This is a genomic window from Heliomicrobium gestii (assembly GCF_009877435.1).
Taxonomy (GTDB): domain Bacteria; phylum Bacillota; class Desulfitobacteriia; order Heliobacteriales; family Heliobacteriaceae; genus Heliomicrobium; species Heliomicrobium gestii.
Genome location: NZ_WXEX01000003.1, coordinates 281,150 through 297,569 on the forward strand (window position 1 = coordinate 281,150; position 16,420 = coordinate 297,569).

Sequence of the window (16,420 nt, forward strand, 5' to 3'; positions counted from 1 at the left end):
TTATCCGCCTGTTTTTCCTACAGCATCAGTTGAACCCACAGGAAAGCCCCTGCGATCCCGCCGGCGACGACGAGAATCAGGTTCATCTCGAACAGGGCCAGCAGGACCGCTGTGATGCCGCCGGCTGTTGCAGCCGCGACTTGATCCGAGCCGGTGGAGGAGAGGATGCCGGGGAATATCAACGCGCCCAGAGCGGCAAAAGGGATGAAGCGGAGGAAGCGATGGGCCAAGGGCGGCAATTTCATGTGACGGAGCAATGCCAGAGGCAGCATGCGCGGGAGATAGGTGACAAGGCCCATGGCCAGCACAAGGCTGAAGAGCGCCCAGGGAGCAGTATGAAGCGCACTAGCGGAACTTGCCGGCTCGATAGGATTCATGACCGATTCGCCTCCTTTGTGAAGATGGCTGCGCCGGCGGCAGCGCTCAAGACGGTGGCGATGATGATCGTCCAGCCGGCCGACAGGCCGGCGAAAATCGGAAGCCAGCGCAGGAGGGCATGGATGGCGGCGGCGAGCAAGGCGATGGTCATCACCTCGCGGGAACGTTTCATTGACGGCAGCAGCAGCCCGATGAACATGGCGTACAGGGCGATGCCCATGCTGTTCTTCAGCGCCTCCGGCAACCCTTCCGCGATAAACAGGCCAATCCAGGTGCCGGCGTTCCAGGCGGTGTAAGCGATGACGTTCAGTCCCAGCACGAACCCCTTTGCCAGCTTTGCTTCGGAACGGAGCGCCGAGACGCCGAAGGTTTCATCGGTGACGCCAAAGGCGATCAAGGCCAGCCATTTTTTCGTCACATTCGTCTCCAACCGCTGGGAGAGCGCCGCAGACATGAGGAAGTGACGGAAATTCAGGATCAGCGTCGTCAAGACGATCTCGCCGAATCCGGCGCCCAGGACGAGAAGATTGACACCGACAAACTGACTGGCGCCAGCGAAGACAAAAAAGGACATGGCCATGCCGACCCAGTTGGGCAGTCCGGAAGACTTGGCGAGCAGGCCGAAGGCGATGGCAATGGGGACATACCCGATGGCGATCGGGATGCCGGCTGTGACGCCGCGGCGGATATCGGCGCTGACGCCGCCATGGCGCGGCTCAACGAGGGTAGCTTCTGGCCGCGTATGCCGATTCAATGAAGGCATGGCAACGTTCCTTTCGTTGGCAAGGGTTGATAGGCCCAAAACACCCAGGGCAATGCATCATAGGGGATAACTCGCAATACTATATTTTTGCATTTTTTCAACCGCCTTGTCCAGGCGGCTTTTTTCCTTATCGCGCTATCTATTTATCACTATATTTTGTTGAATGGACAATATCGCTGCTATTTTGAAGCTTCACACCCTTTTTGCGAAGAGGAATAAAATTATTGCTGACGATTGCGAAAGTTCCCTGTATAATGTACAAGTGTCCACGAGGAACAAACAAAAGCCGCAGATAGTCAATCCACGAAAGGAGCATCACAGGATGCAGCACAATTCGGAATCGATGCTAAAAAAAGACATCGGAACGATCGTCGCCATGTCCATTGTCATCGGTTCAGTCATCGGATCAGGGATTTTTATGAAACCCGGGAAGGTGATCGTCGCCTCGGGCGACTCTACCATGGCCCTGTGGGCCTGGGTTCTCGGGGGGATCATCACCCTGGCCAGCGGCCTGACGATCGTTGAACTGGCGACTCAGATCCCGAAAACAGGTGGTCTGTACGTCTATCTGGAAGAGGTCTACGGAAAGCTCTGGGGTTACCTCTGCGGCTGGGTGCAAACCTTGATTTACGGTCCCGCCATTATCGCCGCGCTGGGCCTTTACTTCGGCTCGCTGGTGGCTCACTTCTTCGGTTGGGGGCCGGAAGCGAAAATGTATGTGGGGCTCTCCGCGATCATCTTCCTGGCTATCGTCAACAGCATCGGAACCAAGTATGGCGGTTTCGTGCAGACCCTGGCCACGGCGGGGAAGCTGATTCCCATCGCCCTGATCGCCATCTTCGGCATCTGGCAGGGCGACGGCCAGATCCTCAATATGACCAGCGGCGTCACCGAAAAAACGGGCATGGCCGCCGCCATCCTGGCGACGCTCTGGGCCTATGACGGCTGGTTGCTCGTCGGATTTGTGGCCGGCGAGATGAAAAACCCGGCGAAAATCCTGCCCCGCGCCATCATCATCGGTCTTTCCATCGTCACCGTCGCCTACCTCTCCGTCAATATCGCCATGATGCATGTCTTGCCGGCTGCTGAAATCGCCAGGCTCGGCGAGAACGCCGCCGGCACGGCGGCGACGATCCTCTTTGGCGGCATCGGCGGCAAACTGATCAGCATCGGCATCATGGTGTCCATCTTCGGCTGCCTCAACGGCAAGATCCTCACCTTCCCCCGGGTGCCCCTGGCCATGGCCGAGCGGGGTCAACTGCCTTTTTCCCGCCTTTTGGCCCAAGTTCAGCCGAAGCTCGGCACGCCGATCTTCGCCACCCTCTCCCAGGTGGTGATCGCCGTCGTGATGATGTTTGTGGCTGACTCGGAGCGCCTCTCCGACATCGCCATCTTTGCCATCTATGTCTTCTACATCTTCGCCTTCGTTGCCGTCTTTCTCCTCCGCAAGAAAAACAGCGCCGCATCGCGGATTTACAGCGTGCCCGGCTACCCCATCATCCCCCTGGTCGCCATCGTCGGGTCTGTCTTTATCATCGTCAGCACCATCTTCGACAACCCCACAGACACCCTGTTTGCGCTGCTCATCACTGTCATCGGCCTGCCCGTCTACTGGGTTTTGAACCGGAAAACCATGGCCTCGGCCAACCAGGAAGGCTAAAAAGTCGGGGGAGCAAAGCCGAAATCCGACCAACCCTCGCCTCGGTTCGTATCCCCAGCTTCAGGTAGTATCCGAAGCAAAAAGCTCAACACCGCAACGTGGCGGCGTTGAGCTTTTCTCCTTTTTATCGCTTATTCACCGGGGCGACGGCTCGCCCGGCAGCGGCTTGAATATGTATCCTTGGGCGCGGCATTCCTCGATGAAGCGGGGAAGCATCTCCGTGTTGTCCTGGGAGACGGCGTGGAGCAGGATGACCGCCCCGGGGTGAAGCTGCTTCATCACCTGGGGCAGCGCCTTCTCGGGACCGACCTGCTTGTCCACTTCCCAGTCGCGGTAGGCGATGCTCCAGAAGGTCGTCGTCAAACCCAGGTCATAAGCGGTGGCGACAGAGGCGGCGTCAAAACGGCCCATGGGCGGGCGGTAGTGGATCGGTTTCTTCCCGGCGAGGTTGGTGACGGCGTCGTTGATCTTTTGCAGTTCTGCTTTTTGTCGTTCCGGGCTGAGTTTCGTCATATCGGGGTGGTTCTGGGTGTGGTTGCCGATGCCAAATCCTCGACGGCCCATTTCTTGAACCAGTTCCGGGTGGGTGTCGACAAACTGTCCGGTGACAAAGAAGGTGGCCGGAACCTTGGCCTGGGACAGGGACTCCATGATCTGCGGCGTAAAGCCGTTTTCATAACCTTCGTCAAAGGTCAGATAGAGCGCTTTTTCCTCCGTCGGGATCCGGTACACCGGGTCATAGGCCGCGATCGCGCCGGTCATTGAAGCGGGCCATTGCGGGGCTACCCCTGTCTCGTGGCGAGGGATCCACCAATCCTGAGGACCGGTTGTGCCTTTGGCGGAAGAGGCGCTCCCTTTCGGCGTCGTCTCCACTTTCTCCGGCGCTGTCGGAGGCGCTTGTGACGCCTTGGCCGGTTCTTTCGACGTGTCAGCTTTGGCCGTCTCGGCCGTGGCAGGACTCGGTTTGGCTGCGTTCGTACCGGCCGCCGCCGCTGCCGGGGTCTGCGCAGGCGAGGGGGGAGGTGTGGCATCGCCGGCCCGCGTCTGCTCGATCGTGAACAATCCGGCGGCGATGCCCCCGATCAGGACCAGGGCGGCGGCAATGGTGAGATTTTTCTCTTTCATGGCATACTTCCCCTTAGGGAATCCTTCGGCGGCAGCGCCACCTTTGCCGAGAAGGCGTCCGCTTGACGGAACGGCGCCGATGGGCAAAGCTTCGTCCCAGCGATAAATGGTCGAAGGGCAAGAGACGCTGCGCCGGGATTCCGTGTAATAGGGAAGAATTTCTCTTACTTTTGAGACAACTCCTCCAAAAAACCGACGGAGGATGAGAAAAAGTTTGCTTGGGTCGGTTGTTACCGTCAAGATTAGACACACTTCGCCAATTCCCTATTGACCGTGTTATAATGATGATCGTCGATTGAGGGACTTACGGATAACCATTGAATCAGTCACGGGGGGTATTGTTTTTATTATGGATAAGGCGATACGCCGGATCTTTGTGGAAAAACGCGAGGGTTTCAACGTGGAAGCCCAACACCTGCGCGATGACCTGCGGGACAACCTGGGCATCTCCGGACTGGAAGGCCTGCGGATCGTCAACCGGTACGATGTGGCCGGCATCTCTGACGACGAGTATGCCCGGGCGCGCGGCACGATCTTCTCGGAACCCAACGTGGACCATGTGTACGATGAACGGCTGGCGACCGACCCGGCACATCGCCTCTTTGCCATGGAATACCTGCCCGGCCAGTATGACCAGCGGGCCGATTGGGCGACCCAGAGCATCCAGATTGTGACGCAAAAAGAACGCCCCGTCGTCCAGTCGGCCAAGGTGATTGTTCTTGAAGGGCAGATCAGCGACGACGAGTTCAACCGGATCAAGGCCTACTGCATCAACCCTGTCGAATCGCGCGAGGCCGCATTGGATAAGCCGGCTTCCCTGGACATGCAGCTCCAGCCGCCGGAAGATGTGAAAATCCTTACCGGCTTCATCACCGCCGCTGATGAGGAACTGCAGTCGCTAATGGGACAGTTGAGCCTCGCCATGAGCTTTGAGGATCTGCGCTTCTGCCAGGCCTATTTCCGCGATGACGAACAGCGGGACCCGACGATCACCGAGATCCGGGTCATCGACACCTACTGGTCTGATCACTGCCGCCACACCACCTTTTTCACGAAGATCGAAGACGTCCAGATCGAAGAGGGGCCCTTCACCGGACCGATCCGGGCGGCTTATGACGAATACCTCCAATCGCGCAACCTCGTCTACGGCGACAAAGAGCGCGATGTCTGCCTGATGGACATGGCTGTCATCGCCATGAAGGAACTGAAAAAACAGGGCCGCCTTGACGACCTGGACGAGTCGGACGAGATCAACGCCTGCAGCATCGTCGTCCAGGCTGATGTGGACGGCAAAAAAGAAGACTGGCTCGTCATGTTCAAAAACGAGACCCACAACCACCCGACAGAGATCGAGCCCTTCGGCGGCGCCGCCACCTGCCTCGGCGGGGCGATCCGCGATCCCCTGTCTGGGCGTTCCTATGTCTACCAGGCCATGCGCGTCACCGGCAGCGGCGATCCCCGCACTGCCGTGGAAAACACCCTGCCCGGCAAACTGCCCCAGCGCAAGATCACCATCGGCGCCGCTGCCGGCTACAGCTCCTACGGCAACCAGATCGGCCTAGCGACGGGGCAGGTGGCCGAGGTCTATGATGAAGGCTTCGTCGCCAAGCGCATGGAGATCGGCGCGGTCATCGGCGCCGCGCCGCGCCAGAATGTGGTGCGCAAAGCCCCTGCGCCGGGCGATGTGATCCTCCTCGTCGGCGGGCGAACCGGCCGCGACGGCTGCGGCGGCGCCACTGGCTCGTCGAAGGAGCACACGGCCGAATCGCTCTTCACCTGCGGCGCCGAGGTTCAAAAAGGCAATCCGGTCACAGAACGGAAGATCCAGCGCCTCTTCCGCAACCCTGACGTCAGCCGGCGGATCAAGAGGTGCAACGACTTTGGCGCCGGCGGCGTATCGGTCGCCATCGGTGAACTGACCGACGGCCTTACGGTCAACCTCGACGCCATCCCCAAGAAGTACGAGGGCCTCGACGGGACCGAACTGGCCATCGCCGAATCGCAGGAGCGGATGGCGGTCGTCGTCGCCCCCGAAGATGTGGACGCCTTCTCTCGATTGGCCCATGAGGAAAACCTCGAAGTCACCGTCGTCGCCACAGTGACCGAGGAAGCGCGCCTGACCATGAACTGGCGCGGCGCGACCATCGTCAACCTCAGCCGTGCCTTCCTCAACACCAATGGCGTCAAGCAGCGGACAACGGTCACCGTCAAAGGGCCCGAAGCCGGGAAGAACTATTTCAACGCCCTGCCTGCTGCGGTGGAGCGCGAACTGCCTGACCTGCGCGCCGCCTGGCTGGCCAACCTGAGCGACCTGAACGTCTGCAGCCAGAAGGGACTTGTTGACCGCTTTGACAGCACCATCGGCGCCAACACGGTGCTGATGCCCTTCGGCGGCGTCCATCAGGCCTCACCGGCCCAGGGCATGGTGGCCAAGCTCCCCGTCCTCGGCGGCGAGACGACGACCGCCACAGCCATGACCTTCGGCTACAACCCCCATTTGGCCAAATGGAGCCCCTTCCACGGCGCCCTTTACGCCGTTGTCGAATCGGTGGCCAAGGCCGTCGCCCTGGGCGGCGACTACCGCCGCATCCGGCTCACCCTGCAAGAGTACTTTGAAAAACTGGGCAAAGACCCCGTCCGCTGGGGCAAGCCCTTCAGCGCTCTCCTCGGCGCCTTTGTCGCCCAAAAGCGGCTCGGCATCGCCGCGATCGGCGGCAAGGACAGCATGTCGGGCACCTTCATGGACCTCCACGTGCCGCCGACGCTTGTCTCCTTCGCTGTCAATGTGATGGACGCCGGCCAGGCCATCTCGTCGGAGTTCAAGGGGGCCGGCCATCCCGTCGTCCTCCTGCCCCTGGGCCGCGACGAAAACGAACTGCCCGACTTTGCCAGCCTCGACCGCAACTACCGCAAAGTGGCCGAACTTGCCGGGGAAGGCAAGGTGCTCGCCGCTTCGGCCATCATCTTCGGCGGTGTCGCCGCTGCTGTCAGCAAGATGGCCTTCGGCAATCAGATCGGCCTGATCATGGGCGATAGCAATGCTCCCGCCGATCTCTTCCGCGCCGATTACGGCTCCCTCGTCCTAGAGATCAACAGCGCCGCCGACCTGGCTGCCGCTTTCGGCGACGTCCCCTATGTGCTTCTGGGCTACACCCAGGAAGCGCCGGTCCTGCGCGTCAACGGTGTGGAGATCGCTTTGACCGAAGCTCAGACGGCCTGGGAAAAACCGCTCGAGAAGATCTTCCCGACGCGGGTGAAGACGAGCGATGAACTGGCGGGAGCAATCAAATCCAGCGACTCATCCCATCCATACACCGCCCGAAACACCCACCGCCCGGCCCTGAAAATCGCCCGTCCTCGCGTCTTCATTCCCGTTTTTCCGGGCACCAACTGCGAGTACGATACGGCTCGCGCTTTTGAAAAGGCGGGCGCTGTCGCCAACCTCCTCATCGTCCGCAACTTGACACCCATTGATGTGGAGGAAAGCATCGCCGAGATGGTCAAGGGCATCGAAGCCGCCCAGATCGTGGCGCTGCCCGGCGGGTTCAGCGCCGGCGACGAGCCGGAAGGATCGGGCAAGTTCATTGCCGCCGTGTTCCGCAACCCCCGGGTGAAGGAAGCCGTCACCAACCTGCTCAAGACCCGAGACGGCCTTATGCTCGGCATCTGCAACGGCTTCCAGGCGCTGATCAAGCTCGGCCTCGTCCCTTACGGCGAGATCGTCGACATCACCGAAAACTGTCCGACCCTGACCTACAACCGGATCGGCCGCCACATCTCCTGCATGGCCCGGACGAAGGTCGTCTCGACCCTGTCGCCCTGGTTCTCCCGCGTGGAAGCAGGGGAGATCCACACCGTCGCCCTCTCCCACGGGGAAGGCCGCTTCTTCGCCTCGCCGGAGATGGTCGACCGCCTCTTCGCCAACGGCCAGATCGCCACCCAGTATGTTGACATGGACGGCAATATCAACGAGGATATCCGCTACACCCCCAACGGTTCTGTCGCCGCCGTCGAAGGGATCACCAGCCCTGACGGGCGCGTCCTCGGCAAGATGGGCCACTCTGAGCGGATCGGCCGCCATGTGGCTGTCAACGTGCCGGGAGAGAAAGACCAACGGATCTTTGCCTCCGGGGTGGGGTACTTCCAGTAAACGAGAAAGCGTCCTTGTTAGCGCATTCTGTGCCCAAAAAGCCAAAAAGGAAAAGAGCGATGGAAGAGTTCGATGACTCTCCATCGCTCTTTCCCTTTATTCCCTTTCAACCGCTTTCTTAACGAAAATGATCTCTCTGGTTCTAGGTGCTCAACGGCTTCTTCCCTGGGAAGGAGATGATAATGATTTCTTGAATAGAATAGCAGTAAATGCAATGACATGAGATTTGAAATGAACGCGAGTAAAATTCATACTCGAACATCATTGCACAGGAAATCTGCTGCGGGGTGCAAGTATGAAGCAAAATAGAATTCTGGTTATTGAAGATGAAGACGCGATCCGCCGGTTTATCCTGATCAATCTGGAGAGAAACTCCTTTCAGGTGATGGCGGCCGCCGACGGGGAGGAGGGGCTTGACCTGGCCAAGTCCTTTCAGCCCCACCTCGTCCTGTTGGATATCCTGTTGCCGGGCATCGACGGGTTTGAGGTGTGCCGCCGATTGCGTGAAAAGACCCCTGATGTGGCTGTCATCATGCTGACGGCCAGGGGACAAGATTTCGATAAAGTGATGGGCCTGGAACTGGGCGCCGATGATTATATAGTAAAACCCTTCAATCCTCTCGAATTGGTCGCCCGGATTCGCGCTGTTCTCCGGCGCCTGCAGATGGCTCACCAGGAGAACGAAGAAGTCCTCTGCCAGGGACCTTTCCGGTTAGACGTAAAGGCGCAGCGAATCTCAAAAAAGGGGCAGGAGCTGACCTTAACGCCCCGTGAGTTCTGCCTCATGAAGATCTTCCTGGAAAAGGCCGGGCAGGCCCTCAGTCGCGATCAACTGCTGGATCTCGCCTGGGGAAAAGATTTTGTCGGAGACCCCAAAACAGTTGATGTACATATCCGGAGATTGCGGGAAAAAATCGAGGATCATCCCTCCCAGCCAACCTATTTAGAGACGGTCTGGGGGGTGGGGTATCGCTGGCGGGAGGGAAGCCCGAGTGCAGGGGATTAAGAAGCGCCTCGTCGTCAGTTACCTCCTGGTGATCCTGTTCACTGTATTTTTATTGGAATCTTTTTTGCTGTTGGGCATTCGACAGTATTATTTTGACAACGTCTTGGACGTCCTCAAGAAACAAGCAGAGGTAGCCGGCAATTTTTACGGGCGCTATCTCTTCGGCGCTGATGTAGACAGGGAAGCGCCGGCGTTATTGGATAGCTTTGCAGCAACGACGTCTGCGCAAGTCCAGATCGTCAACAACCGAGGCGTCCTGCTGGCCGATTCGCAAGGTGCCGGCAGGGCGCAGATGCTGTCTACGCCGGATGTGCAGCGTGCCTTGGCGGGAGAAATGGGGCAGTGGCAAGGAACGATTCCCGCTACCGGCGAGCCGGTCTTATCGGTTGCCTATCCCTTAAGATCGGGCGCGCAAGTTGCCGGGGCTGTTCGTTTTGTCACTTCTCTGACAGGCATTTACCACGTGATGGAGAAGGCCGCCTTCCTCTTGCTCTTTGTAGGCTTTATGGTCGTCTTATTGGCCGCCGGGGTCAGCCTGCTCCTGTCGTCTACGATCACAGGTCCTGTCGAAGAGATCACAGCGGCGGCCGGGGAAATGGCAAAGGGACGCTTTACCGTCCGAGCCGTGAAAAAATATGACGATGAGATCGGCAAGCTGGCCGATACCTTAAACTACATGGCCGAAGAAGTAGTCCGCCATGAACAGCTAAAAGACCAGTTTATCGCCGCCATCTCCCACGAACTGCGCACTCCCTTAACCTCGATCAAAGGGTGGACCGTGACCTTGCGCACTGGCGATCCGGAGAATCGGGAAGAGATGATGGAGGGACTGGACATCATCGAAAAGGAAAGCGACCGGTTGACCCTGCTGGTGAATGAACTGCTGGACTTTTCCAGTATGTCTTCCGGAAAAATGCGACTGCAAATCGATACAGTCGATCTGCAAGCATTGCTGCATTCGGTGGTCAGACAAGCCACCCCGAGGGCGCAACGGCAGCGAATCGATTTGTCCCTTGCCAGCCCATCCCCTTTGCCGGCGGCGAAGGTGGATGCCAATCGAGTGAAACAGGTCTTGATTAACCTGCTGGATAACGCCTTTAAGTTTACGTCCCCGGGAGAAAAGGTGCGCGTCAGCGCTTCTTTCGATGATGGGTTTATTACGATTGAGGTAGCCGACAATGGCGCAGGCATCCCCCCGGAGGAATTGCCCCTTGTGAAACAAAAATTCTACAAAGGGACCCAGGTGTCCGCCGGCAGCGGCATCGGCCTGTCCATCTGTGACGAGATTATCAAACTCCATCACGGGCAATTCAATATCGACAGCGTTCCCGGAGGGGGGACAACGGCGCAGGTGATCCTTCCCCTGTAACCCTTTCGTAACGAATTTTTACCCTTGCCTAACCCTTTGCCGAACTCCTTGATCTATACTCAAAGTAAGTTCCGGCGCCGGACATTTTCGATGGAATTGGAGGGGAATATCGATGAAGGGCAAAGCGCTGGCTGTTGGCGCCCTATTGGTGGGCAGTTTTTTATCGGGATGTGGCGTATTGACGCCGCCCAGTCTCATGATCATGCCGCCTCAGCTACCACTGTCTGATAGTCAGGTCGACGAATCCTTGCAGGCGACGGTTCAGAAGTTCCTGCCCCCTGGAGCGAGCTTGGAAGAGCCCAAAAACCCGCCAGGGGCCAAAGCGATTCAGCAGGTGGATATCGATGGTGACGGCAACGCCGAGGTGTTGGCCACATACCGCGCCGGCCAGAAGGGGGAACTGGGCGCGCTGCTGCTCAAGAACAATCAGAATCACTGGGAGAAGCTGTGGCAAACAGAGGGAGCCAGCGGTCTCGCCATCGACATGGCCACGGTTGCCGATATTGATGGCGACGGGCGAGGGGAGTTACTGCTCGGTTGGCTGATTGGCGCATCGGCAGGCAACGGACTGGACATTTTCACCTGGCGCGACCATCATGTGGAACCGCTGGCGACTCTGGGGTACCACAAGTTGGATATCCTTCCCGCCGCCCATCCGGAGGTCGATGGCAAGGCCGTTGCCCTCGCCCTGTGGCGGAAGGATACGGGGAAAGCCTATAAAATCGACTTGGTGCGGTGGACGGCAACCGGTAAGACCGCAGGGTGGGTTCATGCCGAAGAACAGTATCCTGACTACTATAAAAAAGTCGTTGACTATTACCAGGAACGGGTCAAAGAAATGCCAGGCGCCGCATTCTACAAGTATTACCTGGCCGACGGGCAGGTAAAGTCGAAGGCCGGAGAAGAGACGCTTGCGACGATCGCAGCCGGAGAGGAACTGAAGCTTGGCTATCCAGAGGCATATGCTTGGCAGCTGCTCAAAGGGGAGGCGTTGAATCAATTAGGTCGATATGCGGAAGCGCAGAGCCTTTTGCAAAAGACGATTGAACAGTTGGAATTAAGCTCCGCACAAGTGCAAGCCGATTTACATGAGGCCTACTATGAATTAGGGAAGTCTTATGAGGGGCTGCGACAGGCCGCTCAGGCCAAAGGGGCCTACGAAAAATCCCTGGCTGCGACAAAAGGGCTCGATACGGAAACACAGGAACGATTTATCTCCTATCCTGTCCAACAAGCCTTGGAGACGTTGAAAAAAACGGCGGAGCAATAAACCATCAAAAGGAAGATCACGAAGATCACGATGGTCTCGATGCGTCCCCGTAGACGATGACCCTCTAGAGCGATCCCGCGCCAGCCAGCGGGATCGCTTTATTTTTTTCAATCCAACCAATGTAGACCCTGGAGCATCGGTATTCCTGTCTTCGAGACCCATCATCATACATTTCACTTTGGCGAGTCATGATATAGCTGTAGGATCTGCAGATAATGTAGCTGTTTAGAAAACATCAACCTGTAAGCTGTGAATATGATAATTTTCAAAATTGAACGAATTCATTGAATTTCTTGGGTGATTTCTTATAATAAATCTTATCAAAACACACTATTTCTTCCAGGCGTTTCTTTTCTGAATATCAATGAAAAAATAGAACTATCACCAGGAGGTAATAAAGTTGTCACAAGTTCGTTCATTTTTTATGCCAACAGTAAACTTGATGGGGAAAGGCTCTGCTCAAGAAGTGGGAGACCGAATTAAGACATTAGGTTGTCATAAAGCGCTGATTGTCACCGATAAAGACCTGGTAAAACTGGGCGTAGCAGACAAGATGAAAAAGCTGATAGAAGAGGCTGGCATTGGCTGCGCCGTCTTTGCGGGCGCTGAGCCGAATCCCACCGATTTGAATGTCGAAGCCGGGCTGAGGGCATTGAGAGAATCTGAATCAGATGTGATCGTTTCCCTTGGCGGCGGGTCGCCCCATGACTGCGCCAAGGCCATCGCCTTAGTGGCCACCAACGGAGGCGCCATTCATGAGTACGAAGGTGTTGACAAATCGAGGAAAGCGATCCTTCCGTTGATCGCCATCAACACCACCTCGGGCACCGCCTCTGAGATGACCCGTTTTTGCATCATCACCGACACATCCCGTAAGGTCAAAATGGCCATTGTCGACTGGCGCGTGACACCCACCGTATCGATTGACGATCCCGATATGATGCTCGGTATGCCTCCCGGGCTGACGGCCGCCACCGGTATGGACGCCTTGACCCATGCCGTGGAAGCATACGTTTCCACAATCGCCACACCGATCACCGACGCCTGCGCCATCAAGGCGATTGAACTGATCGCCCAGAACCTGCGCGCCGCTGTGGCCAACGGCGCCAACTATGCCGCCCGTGAAGCGATGACCTATGCCGAGTTTCTCGGTGGAATGGCCTTTAACAACGCCTCACTGGGCTATGTTCACGCCATGGCCCACCAACTCGGCGGATTTTACAACCTCCCCCATGGTGTATGCAATGCCATCCTGTTGCCCCATGTAGAAAAGTTCAACCTGATCGCTTGCCCGGAACGTTTCCGCGACATCGCAGTCGCGATGGGCGAAAAAGTCGAAGGCCTGTCCACACGGGACGCTGCCGACGTGGCCATTTCTGCCATCCGGAAGCTTGCGAGCGATGTGGGCATCCCGGCCGGTCTGGCTCAGTTGGGTGTGAGGGAAGAGGATCTGCATATTATGGCGGAAAATGCGATGAAAGACGCCTGTGCGGCTACCAACCCCCGCATGGCCAATATTGCCGATATCGTTCAGATTTTCCGAAACGCCCTGTAAATCGGCACTTCCTTTTCTGACAAACAAGAACAGAGCGGCGAGAGATCCATTGTCTCTTGACCGCTCTGTTCTTGTTTTCTGGGGCTCACGTCATTCAGGCGTAAGTCAACTCGATCTCCAGCAAGGTGCTGTCATCAAAGACTTTTATAAAACTGATCCGAACATCTTCGTTAAAGTACCATGCATTCTTTTCTGCTTCGAGCAATCGCGTCGCCCGCTCCTGCGTCGAACCGTCCGTGAGGCAGGGGAGTTCTGATCCTCCGAGGGTGACCCCGTGCAGGCAGCCCCTTGCGCCGATCTTCTCGACCGGATCGTGAAGGATAGCGACAAAGAAGTGATTCTCCAGTTTGGGCGTGTACCCGTCATGCATCCGTTCGATCCGCACCTGCCGCTTGTCATTGCCGGTGTAGCTGTGGGTGATCCGCGTCTCCCGGTATTCGCTCTTGGCCTGCGGATCTGCGCCGGATCGGCGATCGCCTGACGGCGCCGAGGAACGGCTGACGCCGTCATCGAGATACATCGTGTACTGACCATCGGCGCCGGGGTAGATGTTCAGGGTGATCGGGTTGGGCAGTCCCTTTTCATTGCATTCGCCCACGTATTGCTCCAGTTCAATCGTGGCGATCACAGCGCCATGGCGAACAAACATGGGAACGATAAAACCGATATGGTTGGAGTCGGTGTTGATGGAGGCGTCGAAATCCCAGATGGTCGTTCCGCCTTCGACGGGAGCTTGCAACGGCCGCCGGTTATCCATGTAGTTGTACCAGCGGCTATTGGCTGGGAGGTAGACCTGCCGCCGGCCGAAACCGTTAGCCCTGGACTGCTTATCCAGAACCGGCGCGATCAACAGGTCGTTGCGCACCATGAACTGATCGTTGATGAAAGCGAGCTTGTCGTTCAGGAGCGCCCCGTCTTCTTCATCGGTCAAGAAGAGGGGACGGCAGATGGGCATGCCGTTCAGCGTGTTTTCATACATGGCGTCATAGAAGAGCTGCATCAGTCGGTACCGGAGTTCAATGTAGTATTTGCATACCGGCAGAACACTGGCGTAGATCGCCACCTCATTTTCGGCCACTTTTCCTTCGTCGACGAGTCGCTGGTAGGCGTAGGGCTCTTGAAAGAGCTTTAGCCCATCCTTGGCGATGTAATGGTTGCGAAACCAGGGGAGGAAGGCGCCGGCGATGGTCCAGCGGATCAGCAGTTCGGGATCGGCCCATTTCTCCCCGTCTTTCGGCTCAAAACCGCCGATGTCCTGACCGCAGATCGCTTGACCGGTCAGCCCCAGGGAGAGCACCTGGGACACATTGATCCGCAGGAAATCCCATTCCGAGGCATTATCGCCGGTCCAAAGCGCGGCGAAACGATGCATGCCCGAGAAGCAGCCTCGCCCGATGATAAAGTTGCGTTTGTTTTCCCGTCCCCGCAGGTGATTCAACCCGTGATAGGTGGCTTTGTGCAGGTTGTAGGAGTAGAGGTTCCAGACCTTGATCGCGGGACTCGGCCGATAGGGAGAGGCGCCCTCTTCTGTGTCATCAGCCTTCGTAAAGTCGTCGGTCACGAGCAACCGAGCCGGAAAGCCGCGCATGTCGCCTTTTGAGGTATCGATGCACGGGGTCGTCATGTCCTGCCAGACCATCTCGAGCCCCATGTCAAAAAGGTATTGATACTGTTGGCCCCACCATTCGCGGACCTCTCTCCGGCCGAGATCGGGATAATGGCCGTTGGTGGCCCCATGGCCGTAGTTGACCTCGCCCTCGTAGGGATCGCCCGTATCGATGGGGTTATTGAAGGGGACCTCGATCTCCTGGCCGCCTGTGTAGAAATGATACCTCCTGGCGTCGTCTTCGTCCGGGCGGATGCGTTTGTCCACGACAAAATAGTTTTTTTCCATCCCGCTGTAATAGGTGCTGTACTGCCGGTGTTCCGGATCGCCCGAATCATCGGGGTCTTGATTGCTGATGATGGGCGTGATGTTGGTGCTGCATTTATATCCCAGATTGCGCAGCTCGGCAAACATCCCTTTCGGGTCGGGGTACCGCTCCTGGTCGATGGTGAAGGTTTTATGATTCCGTTGAATATCGACATCGATATGCAGGCCGTCGATGGGGATCTGATAGGCCCGGTAGTCTTTGGCCAACTGTTCCACAGCGGCGCGGTCGTCCATGCCATAGCGCCCTTGGTGATAACCGAGGACGTAGCGCGGTTTCAACCGGGCTTTCCCTACGAGTGATGTGAAAGCCCCCATCACATCGGCGCTTTTCTTTCCGAGGAAAAAGTAATAGTCCAGGTCGCCGAAGCGCGTGCCGAACATGTACCGGCTTGAGTTCAAAAAGCCGATGTCCATGCAAACCTGTGAGGGGTTGTCGATAAAGAAGCCGCAAACACTCTCACGGTTGGGAACGCCGAAGAACTCCATGAAAAAGGGATCCGAGTGATAGAGGGGTTCTCTGTTCTCCAGGGGGCCCCGGTCGTATACCTGCCGGTAGCGCATGTTGTCATAGTTGAAGAAGGTCAGTTGAGCTGTGTTTTTGGAAAGATCGAAGCCCCCATGCTCGCCGAAGCCGATGAATTTGGCGGTCGCTTGTTTTTGGAAGGATTGGATGACGGAATAGCCGTCTAGGCCGTTTTCGGTGTAGTAGATGGCCGGTGTCGTCGTAGACAAAACAGGGAAGGGGCCGTCGGGTTCCACTTTGTAGGCGGTGATGCGGAAGGGGGCGTACTCGACGACCAGCCGCATGTAGGGAATGTTTTGATCGTTTTTTGTGGTGATATGTAAGGCGCCGAAAGCTGATTTCAGATCCACGTCCAACGTAAAGGGCTCCATCAGCCCCTGCAACTGTTCAAAATCGTCTTGGACGATGGCCCGGGTGTTGGACAGGGGATAATCGGTCCTTTTTACCTTGTCAGGGCCAAATCGCAACCGGAATGTATCTATGCGAGGGAACTGGAGCAGCAGGACGCAATCTTGGCCATCGTCTCTTTTAAACGTGAGGGAAACCGTTTTCTGTCCGTCATAGGCAACGCCGAGCACGGAATCAAGGCGTTTCCATGACCGATACCCCTCAAAAAACTGTTCGACCTTGACAAAACGAAAGGCTTTCTCCCCCAGCAAAGGCGGACCCTCCTTCCTATTCACGACGA

At 57.2% G+C, this 16,420-nt stretch carries 10 protein-coding genes; 6 read left to right on the plus strand and 4 right to left on the minus strand.

The features are described 5' to 3' along the window. Positions 1 to 17: 17 nt before the first annotated feature. Positions 18 to 377 carry an AzlD domain-containing protein gene (locus tag GTO89_RS05130; RefSeq protein ID WP_161260984.1) on the minus strand — a complete coding sequence of 120 codons (360 nt, stop codon included), beginning with the start codon at positions 375 to 377 and terminating at the stop codon, positions 18 to 20. Then, positions 374 to 1,141 (minus strand): AzlC family ABC transporter permease, encoded by a 768-nt coding sequence (locus GTO89_RS05135; RefSeq protein ID WP_161260985.1) that lies wholly within the window; start codon positions 1,139 to 1,141, stop codon positions 374 to 376. The genes GTO89_RS05130 and GTO89_RS05135 overlap by 4 nt, the downstream gene beginning before the upstream one ends. 322 nt (positions 1,142 to 1,463) lie before the next feature. Here GTO89_RS05135 and GTO89_RS05140 point away from each other — a divergent pair, with 322 nt between their 5' ends. Further along, positions 1,464 to 2,801 (plus strand): APC family permease, encoded by a 1,338-nt coding sequence (locus GTO89_RS05140; RefSeq protein ID WP_161260986.1) that lies wholly within the window; start codon positions 1,464 to 1,466, stop codon positions 2,799 to 2,801. 135 nt (positions 2,802 to 2,936) lie between these two features. On the opposite strand, the gene GTO89_RS05145 is transcribed toward GTO89_RS05140, so the two are convergent. Then, a complete protein-coding gene (locus tag GTO89_RS05145; protein ID WP_161260987.1) occupies positions 2,937 to 3,926 on the minus strand; it encodes a delta-lactam-biosynthetic de-N-acetylase in 990 nt (329 codons plus the stop codon). A 349-nt stretch (positions 3,927 to 4,275) separates the two neighbouring features. Here GTO89_RS05145 and GTO89_RS05150 point away from each other — a divergent pair, with 349 nt between their 5' ends. From GTO89_RS05150 to GTO89_RS05170, 5 genes are all read left to right on the plus strand, one after another. Further along, positions 4,276 to 8,076 (plus strand): phosphoribosylformylglycinamidine synthase, encoded by a 3,801-nt coding sequence (locus GTO89_RS05150; protein WP_161260988.1) that lies wholly within the window; start codon positions 4,276 to 4,278, stop codon positions 8,074 to 8,076. Positions 8,077 to 8,371: 295 nt separating this feature from the next. Continuing rightward, positions 8,372 to 9,082, plus strand: coding sequence for a response regulator transcription factor (locus GTO89_RS05155; RefSeq protein ID WP_161260989.1), 711 nt, complete (start codon positions 8,372 to 8,374; stop codon positions 9,080 to 9,082). Continuing rightward, entirely contained in the window at positions 9,069 to 10,451 is a 1,383-nt protein-coding gene (locus tag GTO89_RS05160) for a sensor histidine kinase (protein WP_161260990.1), read from the plus strand. The genes GTO89_RS05155 and GTO89_RS05160 overlap by 14 nt, the downstream gene beginning before the upstream one ends. Before the next feature lie 112 nt (positions 10,452 to 10,563). Beyond that, entirely contained in the window at positions 10,564 to 11,721 is a 1,158-nt protein-coding gene (locus GTO89_RS05165) for an FG-GAP repeat domain-containing protein (protein WP_161260991.1), read from the plus strand. Between the two features lie 424 nt (positions 11,722 to 12,145). After that, the gene (locus tag GTO89_RS05170) at positions 12,146 to 13,276 is read left to right on the plus strand and encodes an iron-containing alcohol dehydrogenase (RefSeq protein WP_161261033.1); all 1,131 of its coding nucleotides are present in this window, start codon (positions 12,146 to 12,148) and stop codon (positions 13,274 to 13,276) included. Between the two features lie 94 nt (positions 13,277 to 13,370). Here the strand turns inward: GTO89_RS05170 and GTO89_RS05175 are convergent, their stop codons facing one another. Beyond that, positions 13,371 to 16,391: a TIM-barrel domain-containing protein gene (locus GTO89_RS05175; protein ID WP_235920236.1), complete on the minus strand. Its 3,021-nt coding sequence runs from the start codon at positions 16,389 to 16,391 to the stop codon at positions 13,371 to 13,373. Positions 16,392 to 16,420: the final 29 nt, after the last annotated feature.